Origin of the sequence: Fervidicola ferrireducens (assembly GCF_001562425.1) — a bacterium.
GTDB lineage: Bacteria > Bacillota > Thermosediminibacteria > Thermosediminibacterales > Thermosediminibacteraceae > Fervidicola > Fervidicola ferrireducens.
The window spans coordinates 1-19,811 of sequence record NZ_LOED01000023.1; the positions used below are offsets into that span (position 1 = coordinate 1).

22 protein-coding genes are annotated in these 19,811 nt (G+C 46.5%); 18 read left to right on the plus strand and 4 right to left on the minus strand.

What is annotated here, in order from left to right:
- The 8 genes from AN618_RS13330 to AN618_RS08635 all read left to right on the plus strand — a co-directional run.
- Positions 1-1,382, plus strand: a 1,382-nt coding sequence (locus AN618_RS13330; protein ID WP_066353927.1) for a hypothetical protein, incomplete at its 5' end; no start/stop codon positions are given.
- A 353-nt stretch (positions 1,383-1,735) separates the two neighbouring features.
- Positions 1,736-1,975, plus strand: a complete 240-nt coding sequence (locus tag AN618_RS08605) for a hypothetical protein (RefSeq protein WP_157081684.1) — start codon at positions 1,736-1,738, stop codon at positions 1,973-1,975.
- Between the two features lie 286 nt (positions 1,976-2,261).
- Positions 2,262-3,296 carry a 4-hydroxythreonine-4-phosphate dehydrogenase PdxA gene (gene pdxA, locus AN618_RS08610; protein ID WP_222926444.1) on the plus strand — a complete coding sequence of 345 codons (1,035 nt, stop codon included), beginning with the start codon at positions 2,262-2,264 and terminating at the stop codon, positions 3,294-3,296.
- Positions 3,297-3,393: 97 nt separating this feature from the next.
- Positions 3,394-5,277 (plus strand): sigma 54-interacting transcriptional regulator, encoded by a 1,884-nt coding sequence (locus tag AN618_RS08615; RefSeq protein WP_066353929.1) that lies wholly within the window; start codon positions 3,394-3,396, stop codon positions 5,275-5,277.
- A 155-nt stretch (positions 5,278-5,432) separates the two neighbouring features.
- Complete coding sequence (locus tag AN618_RS08620) at positions 5,433-5,735, plus strand: UxaA family hydrolase (protein ID WP_066353976.1); 303 nt, start codon at positions 5,433-5,435, stop codon at positions 5,733-5,735.
- Positions 5,732-6,889, plus strand: coding sequence for a UxaA family hydrolase (locus AN618_RS08625; protein ID WP_066353930.1), 1,158 nt, complete (start codon positions 5,732-5,734; stop codon positions 6,887-6,889). The genes AN618_RS08620 and AN618_RS08625 overlap by 4 nt, the downstream gene beginning before the upstream one ends.
- A gap of 16 nt (positions 6,890-6,905) precedes the next feature.
- Positions 6,906-7,868 carry a 2-keto-3-deoxygluconate permease gene (locus AN618_RS08630; protein ID WP_083515144.1) on the plus strand — a complete coding sequence of 321 codons (963 nt, stop codon included), beginning with the start codon at positions 6,906-6,908 and terminating at the stop codon, positions 7,866-7,868.
- Complete coding sequence (locus AN618_RS08635) at positions 7,861-9,114, plus strand: four-carbon acid sugar kinase family protein (protein ID WP_066353932.1); 1,254 nt, start codon at positions 7,861-7,863, stop codon at positions 9,112-9,114. The genes AN618_RS08630 and AN618_RS08635 overlap by 8 nt, the downstream gene beginning before the upstream one ends.
- Before the next feature lie 49 nt (positions 9,115-9,163).
- Here AN618_RS08635 and vapC read toward each other — a convergent pair whose 3' ends face one another.
- Positions 9,164-9,565 carry a type II toxin-antitoxin system tRNA(fMet)-specific endonuclease VapC gene (gene vapC, locus AN618_RS08640; RefSeq protein WP_066353933.1) on the minus strand — a complete coding sequence of 134 codons (402 nt, stop codon included), beginning with the start codon at positions 9,563-9,565 and terminating at the stop codon, positions 9,164-9,166.
- Positions 9,562-9,792, minus strand: a complete 231-nt coding sequence (gene vapB, locus AN618_RS08645) for a type II toxin-antitoxin system antitoxin VapB (protein WP_157081685.1) — start codon at positions 9,790-9,792, stop codon at positions 9,562-9,564. Before vapB ends, vapC begins: the two co-directional genes overlap by 4 nt.
- 430 nt (positions 9,793-10,222) lie before the next feature.
- Between vapB and AN618_RS13130 the strand changes: the two genes are divergently transcribed.
- From AN618_RS13130 to AN618_RS08670, 7 genes are all read left to right on the plus strand, one after another.
- Positions 10,223-10,513 (plus strand): hypothetical protein, encoded by a 291-nt coding sequence (locus AN618_RS13130; protein WP_157081686.1) that lies wholly within the window; start codon positions 10,223-10,225, stop codon positions 10,511-10,513.
- 117 nt (positions 10,514-10,630) lie between these two features.
- The gene (gene ltrA / locus AN618_RS08650) at positions 10,631-12,013 is read left to right on the plus strand and encodes a group II intron reverse transcriptase/maturase (protein ID WP_066353935.1); all 1,383 of its coding nucleotides are present in this window, start codon (positions 10,631-10,633) and stop codon (positions 12,011-12,013) included.
- A 262-nt stretch (positions 12,014-12,275) separates the two neighbouring features.
- Positions 12,276-13,418: an IS110 family RNA-guided transposase gene (locus tag AN618_RS08655; protein WP_066353937.1), complete on the plus strand. Its 1,143-nt coding sequence runs from the start codon at positions 12,276-12,278 to the stop codon at positions 13,416-13,418.
- Between the two features lie 284 nt (positions 13,419-13,702).
- On the plus strand, positions 13,703-13,858 hold the full coding sequence (locus AN618_RS14165) for a hypothetical protein (RefSeq protein ID WP_245628462.1): 156 nt from the start codon (positions 13,703-13,705) through the stop codon (positions 13,856-13,858).
- A gap of 37 nt (positions 13,859-13,895) precedes the next feature.
- A complete protein-coding gene (locus AN618_RS08660) occupies positions 13,896-14,267 on the plus strand; it encodes a hypothetical protein (protein ID WP_245628463.1) in 372 nt (123 codons plus the stop codon).
- A 5-nt stretch (positions 14,268-14,272) separates the two neighbouring features.
- The gene (locus AN618_RS08665; protein ID WP_066353939.1) at positions 14,273-14,596 is read left to right on the plus strand and encodes a transketolase C-terminal domain-containing protein; all 324 of its coding nucleotides are present in this window, start codon (positions 14,273-14,275) and stop codon (positions 14,594-14,596) included.
- Between the two features lie 85 nt (positions 14,597-14,681).
- Entirely contained in the window at positions 14,682-15,782 is a 1,101-nt protein-coding gene (locus tag AN618_RS08670; protein WP_066353940.1) for a glycerol dehydrogenase, read from the plus strand.
- Between the two features lie 73 nt (positions 15,783-15,855).
- On the opposite strand, the gene AN618_RS08675 is transcribed toward AN618_RS08670, so the two are convergent.
- Together AN618_RS08675 and AN618_RS08680 are read right to left on the minus strand one after the other, a co-directional pair.
- Positions 15,856-17,253, minus strand: coding sequence for an MATE family efflux transporter (locus tag AN618_RS08675; RefSeq protein ID WP_066353941.1), 1,398 nt, complete (start codon positions 17,251-17,253; stop codon positions 15,856-15,858).
- 42 nt (positions 17,254-17,295) lie between these two features.
- Positions 17,296-17,754, minus strand: a complete 459-nt coding sequence (locus AN618_RS08680; RefSeq protein ID WP_066353942.1) for an S-ribosylhomocysteine lyase — start codon at positions 17,752-17,754, stop codon at positions 17,296-17,298.
- Positions 17,755-17,917: 163 nt separating this feature from the next.
- Here AN618_RS08680 and AN618_RS08685 point away from each other — a divergent pair, with 163 nt between their 5' ends.
- From AN618_RS08685 to AN618_RS08695, 3 genes are all read left to right on the plus strand, one after another.
- Positions 17,918-19,012 carry a DmpA family aminopeptidase gene (locus AN618_RS08685; protein ID WP_066353943.1) on the plus strand — a complete coding sequence of 365 codons (1,095 nt, stop codon included), beginning with the start codon at positions 17,918-17,920 and terminating at the stop codon, positions 19,010-19,012.
- A 90-nt stretch (positions 19,013-19,102) separates the two neighbouring features.
- Positions 19,103-19,495, plus strand: coding sequence for a HEPN domain-containing protein (locus AN618_RS08690; protein ID WP_066353945.1), 393 nt, complete (start codon positions 19,103-19,105; stop codon positions 19,493-19,495).
- Entirely contained in the window at positions 19,449-19,808 is a 360-nt protein-coding gene (locus AN618_RS08695) for a nucleotidyltransferase domain-containing protein (protein ID WP_066353946.1), read from the plus strand. The genes AN618_RS08690 and AN618_RS08695 overlap by 47 nt, the downstream gene beginning before the upstream one ends.
- The last annotated feature ends 3 nt before the right edge of the window (positions 19,809-19,811 follow it).

Here is a 19,811-nt window from a genome sequence, read left to right on the forward strand (position 1 = left end):
TGCGCCGCTTTCAGGCGGCCAAGCGCACCGCTTACCAGGCCCTGAGGCGGGGGAAAGAGCCTGGAGAAATAGTCAGAGACCTCTACAATAAATTCTTCCCCAACGCACGCTGGTGCCAGTGGGCTGTCGAGGACGCTAAAGCCACAATTGAGAGCCAGAAAGAACAGGTCAAAATGCATGTCGCCGACCTGGAGGCCAAAATAGAGAAGTCCGAGGAAAAGCTGGAACGCACTAAGGATAAACTTCGCCGACGGGGCATATTAGCCCGGCTAGACAAGCTTCGCGGCAAACTGACCTACTGGAAGGGTTTCCTGGAGAGGGATGAAGTGCCACCTGCTGTGTTTGGCGGCAAGAAAAACCTGCTCCTCCTACAAGAGGGAAAACTTTCTAAAGAAGAGTGGCGGGAACTCAGGTCGAACGCTTTCTATTCCGTAGGCCAGGCCAACCAGAAGGGGCTGGAAGGCCAGTATGGTAATGCCAACACGGAAGTGGTCTTCGACGAGGTTACCGGTTCCTTCCGCCTCAACGTCTACATACCGCCGGAGCCGGAAGACAAAAGCGGCCGCAGGAGGAAAGAAGAAGACTGGGTTACGGTGCCCCTTGAAATACCTGTTCGTTACCGGAGCATACTCATGCAGCACCTTTTGAGAGCCGGTGCCTATACGGTAAGGGTAGTCCGCAAGAACGGAAGGTTCGATTGTTTTATTTCCTTTCCCCTGGGCGATGACGTGCCTGTAAACAAAGACTTGCCCATGGCAGGAATAGACTTAAACCCCGATGTGGTGGCCGTAACCGTGGCACTGCCGGACGGCAATTTTCATATCTCACGCTGTTTCCGGTGTCCTGAACTGGTCTACGTTTCCCATGAAAAACGGGAGTGGATAGCCGGAAACCTGGCTAAAGACATAGCCGAATGGCTGGAATCGCTGGGTATAAAGCAGGTAGCCCTGGAAGAGCTGTCCTTTGCCCAGTACCACGACACCAACCGCCTCTTCAACCGTGTCACCCACAACTTTTGCAAGAGGCTCCTGTTCAACCGGATCGTTGTGGCTTTGAGGAAGAGGGGTATCGCAGTCTTTACCGTATCCGCCAGATTTACTTCGCTTATCGGTTACTTCAAATACTCACGGGATTACGGCCTTTCCGCCCACCAGGGTGCCGCCTTTGTAATAGCCAGGAGAGCTTTGGGCTTTACCGAGAAGGTCCCCAAAGAGATCCTGAATAGGCTGTCGCCAAAGGAAGGATGGCAGCATTTCAAGCTTTGGGGCAAGCTCTCCGGACTGTTCAGGGCGGCCAGAAAGCGGGCGGTAAGGAACGGCCATATGATCCTTGGGTGGAACCCTGAAGAATGGCTCTCTTTCATGTTCGGTAACTCGTCCTAATTGCTAGGTTTAAAGTCTGCCGCTCTTCCCTGCCGGGCTACCCGGGAGTCCGGCAACACCCTGTGGTGGGGGTTAAGGGGCGGCGGGTAGGCGGGGTAACTCCCCCTCCCGGTATGCGCCTTAGGGCCAAAGCACGAGGGACGGAAAACGCCGGGAAGCAGCCCGGCAGCTGAGGCCTGAAGCCGGGGAAATGTGGGCCTCCCCATCATAGGATGCCGGGCTGGCCAGACGGTGACGGAGGTAGCCGTCGGCTCCGACAGTATAGTGCTCGTTGGGGTCTGCACAATGAGTACCTAACAAAGCTATAGATTGTTTAGCTTTGTATAGGGAAAATTGACCTCTTGGCAACCAAAATGGCTACCGAAATGGCCTTGGAATTTTCGGCAGGCGGTATCAAAGAGGAAACGGCAACGGCAACGGCTTCGGTAGTGGAAGAGCCCATTCGGACAAAATTGAAAATATGGGTGAACATTGAGAATCTGGCCGCGCGATTTTGCGCGGCATTATTTTTGCGTGCGCCCGGCATGGCATGGGCGAAAAATACAAAGTATACTTATAATTTTGTTGATAAAAATGCAAAGTATAGGTTATAATATTACGAGCTCATTCAGGCGGAAGAACGTCCCCGTGCCAATCTGATTTATTTAAGCTATCCGGTTGAGCTTGATGGCAAAAAGATATTGAAAGCTAAGCCGAAGGTATACATCGCCGATGCGGCAATTATGCGGAAAGGGAAAAGATTAAGAACTAATATTGCATAATGCAACATCTTTAATGTGAATAAGCGTATTTAGGGAATTTTATGGTTGGCATAATTTTTGCTTTATTATCTAATTATGCTATTACAGTTATGAAAAATATGGAAAGGAGAAGCAAGAAATGAGACCTGTAATCGGGATAACGATGGGCGATCCTGCAGGAATAGGGCCTGAAATAGCCCTAAAAGCTTTGGCAAGAGAAGAAATTTACAAGGAGTGCATTCCCGTTGTCATCGGAGATTACGAGGCTCTGAAAGACGCGAATGAATTTACGAATTTGCATTTGACGCTTCGGGAAATAAACGATGTGAATGAAGCTCAAGGAATTTATAAAACAGTAGATTACATTAATCTAAACCTTTTAGCGCCGGGGAGGTGGGAATACAAAAAAGTAAGCGCAACTTGCGGTAACGCTGCTTTTAATTACGTTAAAAAGGCCATAGAGCTGGCTTTGGAAAATAAGATACATGCCGTAGTAACAGGGCCGATAAGTAAGGAAGCCATAAATTTGGCCGGCTACCATTATTCGGGTCATACCGAAATATTTGCCGATTTAACGAATACGAAAGAATATGCCATGATGCTGGCAAACGACAATTTGAAGGTTGTCCACGTGACGACTCACGTTTCTTTGCGAAAAGCCTGCGATTTAATCACGAAAGAGCGGGTGTATAAGGTAATAAGGCTTGCAAATGATGCAATGAAGATGCTGGATGTGGAAAGCCCCCGCATTGCGGTTGCGGGGTTGAACCCGCATAGTTCAGAAAATGGCCTTTTTGGCGACGAGGAAGAAAAGTATATAATCCCCGCCATTGAGGAGGCAAAAAAAGAAGGCATCGATGTGGAAGGCCCAGTGCCGCCGGATACCGTATTTGTAAAGGCGCTGTCGGGTCAGTACGATGTGGTCGTGGCGATGTATCACGATCAAGGGCACATTCCGGTTAAATTGACGGGATTTAAGATTGACGCGAAGACTGGAAGGTTTACCGAGGTAAAAGGGATAAATTGTACGCTCGGACTTCCTATAATCCGCACTTCGGTGGACCATGGGACGGCGTTTGGAAAAGCAGGAGAGGGAAGGGCAAACGAGGAAAGTTTGGTAGATGCCATTAAGATGGCTGTTAAAATGGCAAGATATAAGTTTCAAATAAAGTAAATTTTGTCATTGAAAAACCCCGGTATTTGGGGTTTTTTTTATTTATTGAAAGGATTTTTCGTTTGATATGAAGAAAATTAAATGAGGGGTTTTTGCGATGAAAATAGGGCTTATCGCACCTTACCGGGACTTACTCGATATGGCCTTGAATGTGAAAAACGAGCTGGGCGTGGATATACGCATAGAGCTTGGAGATTTGAGCGAGGGAGTTAAAGTGGCAAAGGAATGGGAAAAAGAGGGATTCGATGTCATAATAAGTCGCGGCGGCACTTATCAGCTCATAAAAGAGGCGGTTTCGGTTCCGGTTGTGGAAATAAAGGTAAACGCTTATGATATTTTAAGGCAGTTTAAAGGACTACTCGGCTACAAAGAAGTCATAGGTGTGGCTGGGTACAAAAACGTTATATATGGTTGTGAGGTTATAGGTGAGGTGCTGAACCTTAATATTGTCAAAATCGTGATAGAAAAAGAGGAAATAGGGCCAAAGCAAGTGAAAGAGGCGAAGGAAAAAGGGATAAAGATAATCATAGGCGATACGATTGGAGCTCGCAGTGCAAAGGAGCTCGGTTTAGAAAGCAGGCTTATAACTTCGGGAAAAGAGGCCATAGCTTCCGCCGTGAATGAAGCTTTCAGGCTGGCGGAGGCCATCAAGGCCGAAAAAGAAAGGACGGAAAAGATTAAAACCATAGTGGATTTTGTTCACGACGGTATAATAGCGGTAGACAAAGATGGAAGAATTTCCATATACAACAGAATGGCGGAAGGAATTTTTAAATTGCCGTCGGACAAGGTTTTGGGCAAGAAGGTGGAAAAAGTTATACCCAATACCAAACTTTACGAAGTGCTGAAGACCGGAAAACCCCAGATAGGTCAACTTCAGAAAGTTTCGGATACCATGATAGTGACCAACAGGGTGCCCGTTATTGTAAACGATGAAATCGTAGGAGCTGTTGCCACCTTTCAGGAGGTGGCGACCTTACAAAAAATGGAACACAGCATAAGGAGGAAGCTGTCGGATAGGGGCCTTGTTGCCGAGTACAGTTTCGACGATATTTTGTACAAAAGCAAAAAAATGGGCGATGTGATAAGGCAAGCCCAGAAGTATGCGCTATTAGATTCCACGGTGTTGATAGTAGGTGAGACGGGGACCGGAAAAGAGCTTTTCGCCCAGAGCATCCACAATGCCAGCTTGAGGAAAAATGGTCCTTTTGTTGCTATAAACTGTGCGGCGCTGCCGGAAAATCTTCTCGAAAGCGAGCTTTTCGGTTATGCAGAAGGTGCTTTTACAGGTGCGGTGAAAGGAGGAAAGGCGGGGCTCTTCGAACTTGCCCATGGAGGAACGATCTTTCTCGATGAGATAGGGGAGATGCCCGTAGGACTTCAGGCTAAACTTCTCAGGGTAATTCAAGAGAGAAAGGTGAGGAGGATAGGGGACGATAAATTAATCCCAGTGGATGTCAGGATAATATGTGCTACGAATAGAAATCTTTTGGAGATGGTTAAAGAGGGAAGATTCCGGGAGGACCTTTTTTACCGGATAAATGTGCTCAATATAAATATCCCTCCCTTAAGGGAGAGGAAGGAAGATCTGGATGTTCTGGTCCCTCATTTGATAAAAAAACATGCGGCAAGATGCAGGAAAAACGTAAAAGGCATAACTTCGAGAGCGATGGATGTTTTAAAGACCTTTGATTACCCGGGAAATGTCAGGGAACTTGAGAGTATAATCGAAAGGGCTGTTGCCCTTTGCGATGAAATGTGGATAGACGTGGGGGATGTTAAATTTAGCTGCGATGCCGATGAACATAAGGCTGGCAATGAATTATATAAAGACTGGAGTTGCGATGTAAAACCCTTGGAATTTGTGGAGAGAGAATATATAAAAAAAGCTTTGGAGTTGACGGGCGGTAATATATCGGAGGCTGCAAGAAGGTTGGGGATTAACAGAACAACCCTTTGGAGAAAATTAAAAAAGCAATGAATGGAAGATCGTAGGGGCAGTTGATGCATTTTGCATCAACTGATTTTTTTTGCAATAGTACACCGAAGTTTTTTAACCCGGCAAACAGCATTTTTTTTAAGATTTTGGGCTTTGGCATATTAATTGCAAGATTATATTTTTCGGAGGTGATATTCATGAAGAAATTGGCGGTGGTTATAAACCCTAAGGACAATGTGGCCACTGCGGTGCAGGACCTAAAGAAAGGGCAGGAGGTGAATGTGGATTTAGATGGCAAAATAGTTAAGGTGAATTTGCTCGATGACATTCCATTCGGCCACAAATTTGCCCTCGTGGATATTGACCTGGGAAAAGAAGTAATCAAGTACGGTGAAGTAATAGGTAGAACCACGCGCCCCATAAAAACAGGAGAGCACGTCCACGTTCATAATTTTGAAAGCCTGAGGGGAAGAGGAGACTGGGAGGAGGAAGGAAGATGAAAATATTAGGTTATGTAAGGCCCGACGGAAAGGTAGGAATAAGAAATCATATCCTTGTAATACCCTCGTCGGTATGTGCGAGCGAAGTGGCGATGCGTATAGCTTCGCATGTAGAAGGAGCTGTCGCAATTCCCAATCAGCACGGCTGCTGTCAGATAGGTGCGGATTTAGAGCTTACTACAAAAACATTAATAGGCCTTGGGAAAAACCCCAACGTTGCTGCGGCTTTAGTCGTGGGGCTTGGATGTGAAGGCGTCCCCACCGAAAAAGTTGCTGAGGAGATTGCAAAGACCGGAAAAAGGGTAGAATATATAATAATTCAGGATTGCGGCGGCACTTTAAAGGCAGAAGAAGCTGGGACCAGAATAGTAAGGGATATGGCCCAGGAGGTTGTACAGCTTAAACGGGAAGAGGTAGATATATCCAATTTGATTTACGCCGTAGAGTGCGGAGGTTCCGATACGACTTCGGGGCTTGCTTCCAATCCGGTAGCGGGGTACGTGTCGGACAAGATAGTCGATTTGGGCGGAACTTCGATGTTTTCGGAAACAACAGAGATTATAGGTGCCGAACATTTGCTGGCAAAGCGCGCGGTAAATGAAGAAGTTGCAAGAAAGCTTTTGGATATGGTGAGAAGGTGCGAAGAAAAGGCAAAAACCATGGGTGTGGATATGAGAGGGGGACAGCCGACCCCCGGAAACATTGAAGGAGGCATAAGCACCATCGAGGAAAAGTCGCTCGGGTGTATATACAAAGGTGGCACGAAGCCCGTCCAAGGGGTTTTGGAATACGGCGAAGAGCCAAAAGGCAAAGGGCTTTACATTATGGACACTCCCGGTCAGGACATAGAGTCCATTACCGGCATGACCGCAGGAGGAGCTCAAATAGTAGTATTTACTACAGGCAGAGGAACTCCTACAGGCTCACCTATTGCTCCGGTTATAAAGATTACTGCGAATCCCGAAACGTATAAGAAAATGATGGACAACATCGATTTTTACGCCGGGACCATAGTGGAAGGCGATGAAACCATAAAAGATGTGGGCGAAAGGTTATTCAAAGAGCTCATCGAGGTGTGCAACGGCAAGCTTACGAAGGCGGAAGCCTTAAAACACAGGGAATTCGGTATGTATAAGCTGATTTCTACTTTTTAAGAGGAGGGAAAGGCTGGTGAAGATCCTTAAGGCTATCGAACGAATCCCGGGGGGACTTATGGTTGTTCCCCTCCTTTTGGGAGCCATAATAAATACGTTTTTCCCCCAGGCTTTACAAATAGGGGGATTTACCACAGCTCTATTTAAACAGGGGGCCATGCCCCTGATTGGACTTTTCCTGCTCTGCAACGGAGCGCAGATTACATTAAGAGAAGCCGGAGTTTCTCTGAGCAAGGGTGTCGCCCTAACCGCAGTAAAGTTTTTTATCGGCGCTGCTTTAGGGTGGGTCGTAGGTAAATTCATGGGACCTACAGGTTTACTTGGATTATCATCGCTTGCCATTATTGCGGCAGTAACCAATTCCAATGGGGGACTGTATACGGCGCTTGCTTCGCAGTACGGCGATCCGACGGATGTGGGTGCGATAGCTATCCTTTCGATAAACGACGGACCGTTCCTCACGATGGTGGCTATGGGAGCAACGGGCCTTGCCAACATTCCTTTTATAGCACTGGTCGCCGTGGTTATTCCGATTTTAGTGGGAATGATACTAGGCAATTTGGATGAAGAATGGAAAAAATTTCTAGCTCCCGGGCAAAAGTTGTTGATTCCGTTTTTTGCATTTCCTTTAGGGGCAGCTTTAGATTTTAGGACAATTCTTAAAGCGGGATTTCCAGGAATATTATTAGGTGTCTTGACAGTTGTGCTCACAGGCTTGGGAGGTTATCTTACCATTAAGTATATTTTCCGTGAAAATAAAGGGGTCGGAGCTGCCATTGGAACGACCGCAGGTAATGCAGTTGCAACTCCTGCCGCCGTCGCTGCCGTAGACCCGACTTTAGAGCCTTTGGTGGCCGCTGCAACGGCTCAAGTTGCGGCGTCGGTCATAATTACAGCGATTTTATGTCCCCTTCTGGTATCCTACCTTGATAAAATTGAACGCGGGAAAAATTTAGCAGGGAGAGAGAAGGTTGTTTAAGGTTATAATTGTAGCTGATGATTTCACGGGAAGCAATGACACCGGCGTACAGCTTGCGAAATATGGATACTTGTCGGTTACTATGACGGAAATTTCGAGTTTAGAAAAATACGAGGATATAATCGATGCATTAGTCATAGATACCGAAACCCGGAGCCTTCCGCCGTTGAAAGCTTATGAAACGTTAAAGGAAGTATCTTCCTTAATCGCAAGGTATAAAGATGCGGTACTTTACAAAAAGATAGATTCGACGTTAAGGGGCAATATAGGAGCTGAATTAAAAGCCCTGCGGGAAAGCCTGAAACCCGAAATTATAGTTTTCGCCCCTGCCTTTCCGAAAAACGGCCGCACCACTCGAAACGGTATTCACTACCTCAACGGTGTACCCGTCGATAAAACCGAACTTGCAAAAGATCCCAGAAATCCGGTGACAACTTCCGATGTAAAAAAGCTATTAGAAGAAAGTTTAGATATTCCAGTGAGGCTGAAAAAGCTGGAAGAGATGAATGAAAATTTGGCCGAAACCATATTGCAAGACCTTGGAAAGTACGATGTTTTCGCTTTTGATGCTGCGACAGAAGAAGATCTTGTAAGAATAGCGGAAGCTGTCCTCGCTCTAGAAAAGAAAGCACTGTGGGTAGGCTCGGCGGGTCTTGCCGAGGCACTTATGGTTTGCCTTGAGAAGAGAAAGAATGAAGACGGGATTTTGGTGGTAGCAGGAAGCGTAAGTCAGGTGACCAGGAGGCAAATATCACGGGCAGCCGAAGAAAGCCAAATAGCTTTGGCAAAAGTGGATGTAAAGAGGGCTCTGACAAACCCTTGCGATGAAGTAAAACGTGTTTTCGCACAGGTGCTCGATTTTATGGATAAGGCAAAGGACGTCATAATTGCATCGGCATTAGAAGAGAAAGACGTTACTGATGCGATTGCGGTTGGAAAAAGTTTGGGGCTTTCCTCCGCGGAAACCAGCGAAGCTATAGCGCGATTCATGGGAGAGGTTGCCCATGAGGTGGTAAAAGCAAGAAGACCTGCGGGAATGGTTCTTACCGGAGGAGATACGGCGATACACGTCGTGAAAAAACTTTCTGCCACCGGTTGCAGGATAAATTCGGAATTGGAACCGGGAATACCGGAGCTCGTGCTCATCGGAGGAGTGGCCGATGGGGTAAAAGTGGTGACAAAGGCTGGAGCTTTTGGAAACGACGAATCAATATTAAAGGCCGTAAAATTTTTAAAAAATCGATAGATAGGGATCTTTATCGAAAAAATACCGCGCATTTTTGCGCGGTATTTTTTCATTCAACCCAGTTTTCTACGGATAATCCCGGGATTTTAGCAAATTCCCTAACGTTGTTTGTTACCAACGTGAGGTTTTCGGAAAGCGCATGGGCGGCAATCAGCAAATCGTACGCGCCGATGGACTCCCCTCTTTTTTCCAGGAATGCGCGGATTTCTCCGTAGCTGGTTGCAGCTTTGTCGGAAAAGGGCAGTATCTCAAAAGGGGCGATGAAGGCGGCAAGGGCTGCTCTGTTTTTTTCTTTATACTGGCTTTTTTCAACGCCGTACCAAAGTTCGGCTAAAGTTATTGAGGATATGCAAATGTCTCCAATATCGAGCTTTTTGAATCTTTCTATAACCTCGGTGGGTTTCTTTTTGATGATATAAATACATATATTGGTATCGAGCATGTACTTCATTTCATCTCTTCCCTTTTTTCTGGTTCCGGTTGGTCCCTAGTTTCCATGAAATCTTCGGAAAAGTGCTTTATGCCGTATTCGAAGCTTTTCCAAACGCTATCTTTGGGAATTAAAACGACGATTTCGCCGACTTTTTTTATGAATACTTCAGAGTCATTAAAGCGATACTGCTTAGGCAATCTAACTGCCTGACTTCTTCCGTTTTCGAAAATTTTTGCCACATCCAATTTTATCATCTCCCCGGGCAATATAAATTTCGGATATATATCATAATATATATCAAGAATGATTGCTTTTCAAGCATTTTTTCGCAAAAGAAGCTATATATGCATCAAGCTTTTTTTCTTCAGCAAATTTGAAAATTTTATATGCTGATTTATGAAAATTTCTTTTTAGCAAAAGGTCAAGAACGATGTTCGTTTTTTAAATACTTGCCTACTCTCATTTTGAATTCCGAAGAAGTCACCCACATTTATCATACCTCCCGTAATTAGCTAATATTATTATTACTCATAAATGCAAGTGGGATGACTAAAAATACCTGACGGGCGAGATTCCTAGGACTACGAAATTCGAGAAGGGGGATGACAAACTGGCGGTAATGACAAACTGTAAAAAGCCCGCTTTTTGCGGGCTTTTCATTTTCGTGCGCCCGGCATGGGCGTTAACTCGGTGGTGAAAGTCCACTGCAGGCGAGGCAGCAAAGTCTTTCGCCAAAGGCAAGGGTGTCCACCGCGAGGTGGAATCCGAAGGAAGCCGGAGGCAAAGCCACGGCTCGATGAACAAGAACCCCATACGAGGCTAGACCGCTCGGATAAGCTGGCACAACACAGCGAAATCCAAGGCTGCCAAGGGGCGGTAGAGTATATGGGGCGAGCGCGGGGAGGCTTTCGCTCTTACACGGGCGGGTACCCACCGAAGGTGGGTGTTGACGGTAACGCCAGGTAAACTGGTAACCCATGCTGGAAGGCATGGTTGAACCGTCAGGAGTCAGCAGAGGGCATAGTACCCAGGAGGTCATGAGCTTCTGGGGAAGGCCCGAACATCAAGCAAGAGGTGATACCGATGAGTTCGAGAGGAGAGCGAAGACAGCAGAAAACCCCGGAAGGGGCCTACCCGCAGGAGGAAGTGGTGAAGCCACGGGGGACTGAGGGAGGGCCGAGTTCTTCTCCGGCACGAAGCGGAGAATCACCTCGCGGGGACGATGATAACGGCCTGATGGAGCGGGTGGTAGAAAGGAATAACATGCTGAAGGCACTCAAGCGAGTGGAACAAAACGGAGGTGCGCCCGGCATAGATGGCATCCCGACCGAATGGCTTCGGGAACAACTACGAGCCGAATGGCTGCGCATCCGGGAAGAACTGCTAGCCGGGACCTACAAGCCCAAGCCCGTGCGCCGGGTCGAAATCCCGAAACCCGGGGGAGGCAAGAGGCTTTTAGGCATCCCCACTGTAATGGACCGCCTCATCCAACAGGCTCTCCTGCAAGTATTAACACCCATCTTCGACCCAGGATTTTCGGAACACAGTTACGGATTTCGGCCCGGAAAAAGGGCACACGACGCAGTAAGGGAAGCAAGGCGGTATGTGCAAGAAGGATACGAATGGGCAGTCGATATAGACATAGAGAAATTCTTCGACCGGGTAAACCACGACATACTCATGGCGAAAGTAGCACGAAAAGTAAAGGACAAGAGGGTATTGGCTCTTATTCGCCGATACCTGCAAGCAGGAGTCATGATAAACGGAGTAGTAATGGAAACAACGGAAGGGACACCGCAAGGAGGGCCGCTGAGTCCGCTTCTAGCCAACATACTGCTGGATGAACTAGACAAAGAACTAGAAAAGAGGGGCCACAAGTTTGTACGCTACGCCGACGACTGCAACATCTACGTAAAGAGCAAGCGGGCCGGAGAAAGAGTAATGGAAAGCGTAAAGAGATACCTGCAGGAGCGGTTAAAGCTCAAGATAAACGAACAAAAATTTCTAGGATTCAGCATGCACAAAGCGAAGGGAGGGCAAATACTCATCCGTCTAGCGCCCCAGACCATTGAACGAGTAAAGGCGAAGATACGTGAGATAACAGCCCGGAACAAGCCGGTAAGCATAGCAGTGCGCATAGGATGCCTGAACACATACCTGGGAGGGTGGATGGGATACTTTGCCCTGGCCGAAACGCCCAGCAAATTTGAAGAACTAGATGGCTGGATACGCCGCAGGCTACGCCTATGTTTATGGAAGCAATGGAAACGAGTAAGGACGAGATATAGAGAACTCAGGGCACTAGGATTGCCGGAAGAAGTAGTGCATGAATTTGCCAATGCGCGGAAGGGGCCGTGGCGGATGGCACATGGGCCAATGAACAGAGCCCTGGGCAATGCCTGCTGGCAATCCCAGGGCCTGGTGAGCTTAACCGAACGTTATCAGAGGATTCGTAAAGCTTGGTGAACCGCCGGATGCGGACCCGCATGTCCGGTGGTGTGTGTCCGGTGGTGTGTTGGTATGATAAAAATGCAGGCTCTTCTCTGGTATAATTGGAATAGGGTTTCGGAGAAGGCTGTAGGCGGGGCGATTGTCCTCTCACTGGGATGAAATAAGCCCGTTGGTGTGTTTAATCGCCTCCTCGCCTCACCCAGTTGTGGCTAAGCCCACGAATAGGTGAATGTAAAAGCAACTCCGCCTGTTAACTAAATTAGAGAGGGGGCCGCAAATGCGCTTCATTGGTTTGGATGTGCATCAAAAATATGCAGAAGGGTGTGAGATCGGGCCAAACAAAGAAAAAAGACGCTTTCGAATAGCCAATACACGACAAGCATGGGAGGAATTCGCCAAAACCCTAGATTCCAATACTCGTATCGTAATGGAGGCTACCAGTAACGCCTTTTGGATTCATGATATCCTATCTGGTTATCCGGGGCAAGTTGTGATTGCCAATCCCTTGAAAACTCGTGCCATAGCTGAAGCTCGTGTAAAAACCGATGCCCTTGATGCTCAAATTCTTGCCCAATTGTTAGCGGCAGACTTTATTCCTGAGTCTTGGATTCCGAGCAAGGATGAGTATCAATTAAGAGTTCTGCTTCATCACCGAATCCGTCTCGGAAAAATCCGTACTATGCTGAAAAACAAGATTCACGCTGCGTTAATTCGCAATGGAATCCAGTCTCCACGGAGCGATTTATTTGGGAAAAGCGGAAGAAAATTTTTAGAGAGTATTTCGCTACCGGAAACAGAGCAAATCATAGTTTGTTCATCATTAAAACTGCTGGATGCTGTGCAAAAAGAAATGGCGGCCCTCGAAGCAGATTTGTTTGCCAGGGCTAAAGAGAACTCAAATGTAAAATTACTGATGGGTATACCTGGCATTTCGGTTTTGAGCGCATTGACTATTCTTGCAGAGATTGGGCCAATTTTCCGCTTTTCCTCACCTAAAAAACTAGCATGTTATGCGGGACTGGTTCCATCTGTTCATCAATCCGGCAAAACACGCTATACCGGTAACATAACTAAAGAAGGCCGCAGCACCCTGCGTTGGATACTAGTTCAGTGTGCACAGAGAGCAATCCAAAGCAAAGGGAAGCTACAATCTTTTTATTTTCGTCTAAAGGAGAAGAAAGGGCACAAAATTGCTATTGTAGCCACAGCGCGTAAGATGTTGCATATAATATGGGCAGTTCTGACACGCCGGGAAGAATACAGGGATATCAGAAGAGATTTATTAGAAAGAAAACTGAAGAATTTGGCCAAACAAGCTCAAGCATACGAGGTAGACACGAAAGAGCTATTGCGAGTAATCGATTGTATTGAAGATGTATCGGAGGAAGAAACTCAGTCCTTGTTATTTGAAACAGGGTAATTATATGACTTGCCAGGAAATGAAGCATATTAGTTTCTATTTGTTTCCGTCAATGGTAAAGAGCTTAACTGTTCTCTATTAAGTAGTGTTGGACAATTTAACAAAATATCCGAAACAAGCCTGGTTAAAAAATCGAAATGACCTGGTATAGTGTCGTATTGTCTTTTTTTAAAATTTGATCATTCATAATTGCTTATTAAATTTTCATAGCATACTTGCATTTTTTCATAGGTGAGTGGACGGGGGTTAGCCGCCCCTTCCTACTCGATGCGAGGTGTAAATTTATGTTGAGCAAGGAAGAAAAAATATTTCTTGAAGAAAAGGCTAAAAAAGTAAGGAAATTGATCATAGAAATGCTCTATTATGCGGGATCTGGCCATCCGGGTGGTTCGCTTTCAATTGTGGAAATTCTCTTGTACTTAAGGGTGCGCTCTGGCTGATAAAATAAAAGGAAAAAGCCATAAAACTTATGTGATTTTGGGTGATGGAGAAATTCAAGAAGGTCAAATATGGGAAGCGGCTATTTTTGCAGCAAACAACAATTTAGACAACCTTTGTGCTTTTATAGATTACAACAAGCTTCAATTGACCTCAAAAGTGGAGGATGTGTTTGGAAAATGTAATTTATTGTCAGTGTGGACAGATTTAGGATGGCAATGCCTTGAAATTGATGGCCATGACTTTGAAGAAATAGATATGGCTGTCAAATTTAAAAGCGGAAAGCCGAAAGTGATAATCGCACATACTATAAAGGGTAAAGGGGTATCTTTTATGGAGAACAAAATTGAGTGGCATTCAAAGAAGATATCTGAGGAAGAATTTGAAAAAGCAATGCTAGAACTGAGGTGAGTAGTGTGGAAGAAATTAGAGACGTTTTTGGAAATCTGATTTCAGAAATAGGGGTAAGCGCACTCGTTGCTTCGGTTCACTGCATAAAACCTATTGATACAGAAACGCTTTTAAATATAGCAAAGAAGGTTAAATTTATAGTTACGATTGAAAATCACAGTATCGTGGGAGGTTTAGGTTCAGCAATTTCTGAAGTTTTATCGGAAATATATCAAATTCCAATTTTGAAAATCGGAATAAAAGATACTTTTGCTGAATCTGCAGAAACGGATGATTTATTCAAGAAATATGGATTGACCGAAATGGATATTGTAAAAAAGGTATTGTAGTTGAAAAAGCGCTTCTTATGCTGACATCTTGTGAACTTTTTCATTATGTGATAAAATCTTAACAAAAGGCAAGGAGGGGGTTACCATGATAAGGGCAATTATAGGCCCTGGCAAATACGTCCAGGGGAACGGGGTTTTAAAGCACATCAAAGAGCATACCTTAAAACTCGGAAGTTCGTTTTTCGTAATCGCCAGCGAAAACGGCATCAAAAGGACAAGGCCGATAATAGAGGAAAGTTTCGCGGGTGAAAAGGTAAAACTTATTTTTGAGCCATTCAACGGAGAATGTTCGGAAAATGAGATAAACAGGCTAAAAAATCTTGCAAAAGAGCACGGCTCGGAAGTAATTGTCGGAATCGGGGGCGGGAAGGTTCTCGATACTGCAAAAGCAGTAGCATATTATCTTTCGCTGCCTGTTGTGATTGTTCCCACTGTCGCATCGACCGATGCACCGTGCAGCGCGCTTTCCGTCATATACACCGACGAAGGAGTGTTTAGCAAGTACTTGTTCCTTCCCAAAAATCCCGATGTGGTCCTTGTAGATACCGGCATGATAGCAAAAGCTCCGGCCAGGCTCCTGGTGGCTGGCATGGGCGATGCCTTGGCTACTTATTTCGAAGCCCGGGCGTGCATGCGCTCGAATGCCAAAGCATTGTCGGGCGGGCAAAGCACAAAAGCAGCTATGGCTCTTGCTGAACTTTGCTACAGGACGCTTCTAGAGGACGGCCTTAAGGCCAAACTGGCCGTAGAGAAAAAGGCCTGCACGCCTGCAGTGGAGAATGTGGTGGAGGCCAATACTTACCTGAGCGGTATTGGATTTGAAAGTGGAGGGCTTGCAGCAGCCCACGCCATCCACAACGGATTTACTGTCTTGCATGAATGCCACCAGATGTATCACGGTGAGAAGGTAGCCTTCGGAACTATCGCCCAGTTGGTTTTGGAAAACAGCCCGATGGATGAACTGGAAGAAGTCATAGGCTTTTGCCTCGACGTGGGGCTGCCGGTAACTTTGGAAGAGCTTGGCATTAAAGAAGTGAAAGAAGAGGACATAAGGAAGGTGGCGGAAGCATCCTGCGCTGAGGGCGAGACCATCCACAATATGCCATTTAAGGTTACGCCGGAAGACGTATATAACGCCATAATGGGTGCTGACGCGCTGGGCAAGGCTTTGAAAAAGCTTATGTAAGAAACTCTGACAAATTTTGCACAGCAAGACCGCCGGTCCCGTAATCTGTAAATATCGGGGCCGGCGGTTTTTACTAGTGCCCTTCTAAACTTCTAAAGAGCGCCTTTTCTTTCCACGCTCCTCTTTTATAAAAGTAGGTGGTGATCAAAGCGCCGGATACCCAGGCAAAAAGCAGGGAAAAGAATATGGACTCGGGCCTGCCGTTTGGATGTGACGGGCTTCGCGTTATATAGGCGAGGCCGTAAGCTAAGGGAACCCTTAGAAAGAAGGTGGTGATGAGCGAAATCCACATAGGAGTCACCGTATCTCCCGCGCCGCGCATTACGCCGGAAAGCACCTGCGTCACGGCCATTGCTACATACCCTATGGCGAGGATTCTCATAAAACGCATACCTAGGTCCACCAGTTCGGTCGTCTGGGTGAAAATGGCCATGAGATACCTGCCAAAGATCAGCAGTACAATGGTGATGGCCGTTGAAACTCCCACAGCAATGGCAAGGCCCTGGCGGGTGCCCTCTTCGACCCTGTCCATCCTCCTTGCACCTACATTCTGGCCGGCGTAAGTGGTCATGGTGATGCCGAAAGTGAAATTGGGCATCATGGCGAATCCGTCTACCCGCATTACCATCACGTTTGCTGCTATAACCAATTCTCCGAAGCTGTTAGTAAGGGACTGGACTGTGACCATGGCAAGGGAAAAAATTGCCTGGGTAAGTCCAGAAGGAATTCCTAATTTTATTATCTGCATGACGTATTCTTTTATGGGTCTTAACATCTCGAGGTTCATATCAAATATGTCGTTCATCCTCTTCAATTTTATAGCGCAGAGTATGGCGGATAAGACCTGGGCTATGACTGTCGCCAAGGCCACGCCTGCTACTCCCATATTGAAGCTTACGACGAACCATATATCGAGCACCACGTTGAGTGCAGTCGAGATGAGCAAAAAAACCAGGGCTGATAGCGAATCGCCCAGTCCCCGCAGTACTCCTGAGAGAATATTAAAATAGGAGAAACCCCAGTTGCCCACAAGCAGTATCATCAGATAGTTAGTGCTCCAGTCCAGGATCGACTCAGGTGTATTTATCAATACCAGCATAGGCCTGACTACAAAGGGCGATATTACCATTATTATAGCAGAAGCTATTGCTGTGAGCGTTATACAGACTCCTATGGTGCGGGAAAGCTTCTCCCTGTCTTTTGCGCCGAAGTACTGAGATACCATTATCCCCGCCCCTGTTGAGACCGCCACGAAAAGCACCAGCAAAAAGAAAAACACCGGGAATGCGCTTCCCACCGCCGCCAAAGCGTTGTCCCCTACATACCGCCCGATGACGATGGAATCGACGGTGTTATATAGCTGCTGGGCGATGTTGCCTATCAGCATGGGGATTGAAAATTCGACGATTCGCTTCCAGGGCGTTCCCACCGTCATGTCTTTCGGCGCAAAAAGTTCCGCTATTTTTGCCATCTCTTTACTTCAACCCCTTCTTAAAAAATAGATTTACGGCTGTTAATCTGTAAATTCAAATAAGGATATCCCTTCTTCCAGGACCATTTTTGCAGCGTTTTTTGCGTCGACCAGCGAATGGTCTTTGAAATTCCCGCACTGGACTTCGTTGGCGGCGGGAACTTCCTCCGCTTTCAGGACTTTTTCAAGGGCGTTTTCCAGGGCTTTTTTAATTTCGGATAGAGGAGTTCTGCCGAACTTTATGAGGTAAAAGCCGGTCCTGCAACCCATTGGAGAAACGTCGATGACACCGTCTAGCTCCTCTCTCAAGAGCCCCGCAAGGAGATGCTCCAACGTATGTATACCCCCGGTGGATATCGCACCTTTATTGGGGGTTATGAACCTGAGGTCGTACTTGGCGACTAAGTCTCCTTTCGGCCCCTCTTCTACAGCGGCAAGCCTGACATATGGTGCCTTAACCTTTGTGTGGTTGAATTCAAAACTTTCAACTTTCACGTCAATCCCTCCCGCTTGTTTATCATTATACCATCAGCTATGCTTTTTGTATATACATGTTATTTTTATTAGTTATTAATATTATTGGCAGCTACTTTCCAATAAACTACTGTTAGTATTTGATATAATAGAAAATGATTAAAGAAAATGACCTCGGGAGGAGAGAAAAATGCGAAAGAGGATGAGAGAATATGGCCTTTCTACAGGGAATCTTCCAACAGGTCCATTGAATGCCATAACCGATGTGGAAGGGGTAAAGGTGGGGCACGTGACTTTGATTTCAGGTGAAGGAAAACTTATTCCCGGGGAGGGCCCCGTGCGGACGGGGGTGACCGCGATAATACCGCACGATGGAAATATATTTAAGGAAAAGTTGATTGCCTCTTGCTTTGTGGGAAACGGCTTCGGCAAGTCCGCTGGGCTGATACAGATAAAGGAGCTGGGGACGCTGGAGACGCCGATAATCCTCACCAATACGCTTTCCGTCGGAATCGCCTCCGATGCCCTGGTGGAGTACATGCTTTCCCTCAACGAGGATATCGGTGTTACGACCGGCACCGTAAACCCGGTGGTATTAGAGTGCAACGACGGGTACTTAAATGATATAAGAGGAAGGCATGTGAAACGAGAGCATGTCTTCGATGCCATAATGAGCGCAAAAAAGGAGTTCGAAACAGGAAGCGTGGGTGCCGGGACCGGCATGATATGCCACGGGTTTAAAGGCGGCATCGGCACCGCCTCGAGGCAAATCGAAATAGGGGGAAAGGTGTACACAGTAGGGGCTTTGCTCCTCACAAATTACGGCAGGATGGATGACCTCATTTTCAACGGCAAAAACGTGGGAAGGATGCTGAAAGAAAGGCTGGAAAGAGATATAAAAGGTAAGAAAGACACCATAGAGGAGGACAAAGGCTCGTGCATAATAGTCATCGCCACCGATGTGCCGCTGGATGCGAGGGGCCTTGAGAGGGTGGCAAAGAGGGGGATATTGGGCCTTGCGAGGACCGGCTCCTTCATGGGAAACGGAAGCGGGGACATTGCACTTGCCTTTTCGACTGCAAACAGAGTTTGCCATTACGGCGAGCCTTTCATCAGAATCGAGACACTGTCCTCCCATTCTGATGAAATAAACAAGGTGTTTCAGGCAGCTGTGGAAGCGGTGGAGGAGGCAGTATGGGACTCTATGTTCACGGCGGAAAGAATAGTTGGGAGGGACTTTCACGAAGTCCCTATCTTGCCGGCGGAATTTTTTGAGGTGAAGTGAAATTACGCACTTCTGATTGAAACCAGGTTTACAGAATATAAAAAAATTTGATATCATGTAAGCGAATCTATGATTGTTGGAGGAAGACAAATGCCCAACAGAGCTTTTGATTGGTTAAAACAAGCGATAAAGGATTTGGATCATGCAAAATTGTCCATGGAAAGCAATGATCATGAATGGGCTTGTTTTGCAGCGCATCAGGCCGGCGAAAAGGCGGTAAAAGCGCTTCACCTTTACCTTGGCCAGGAAGCATGGGGGCACGTGATATCCAGGCTTTTAAGAGAACTTCCCGAAAGTATTGGTATAAGCCAGGACCTCATTGAAAAGGCAAAAGTGCTCGATAACTTTTATATACCTGCAAGATATCCGGATAGTCACCCTGATGGAGCACCATTTGAGCACTATGGTCCATTACAGAGTAAGGAGGCTGTAAAATATGCCTGTGAGATCGTCGAATTCGTCCGTTCTAAAATGGCCGGATAAGGAAGCTGTTGTTTCGTCCCTTTTAAAATGGATCGAAGAGGTGAAACAAAATAGGGATGATATATTGAAAATAGGGTATTTCGGGTCCTATGCCCGCGGAGACTGGGGGGTAGGAAGCGACCTTGATGTGATATTCGTGCTCAAAGGGTCCGATGTTTCTTTTTTTAAGCGTTCTCTTAACTGGGATACGGACGAAATTCCGGTCCCTGTGGATTTGCTGGTATATACCGAGGAAGAATACGAGGAAATGAAAAAGGCAAATTCGAAGTTTTATAAAGAACTTGAAAAAGAAGCTGTGTGGATATATCCTTAAAAC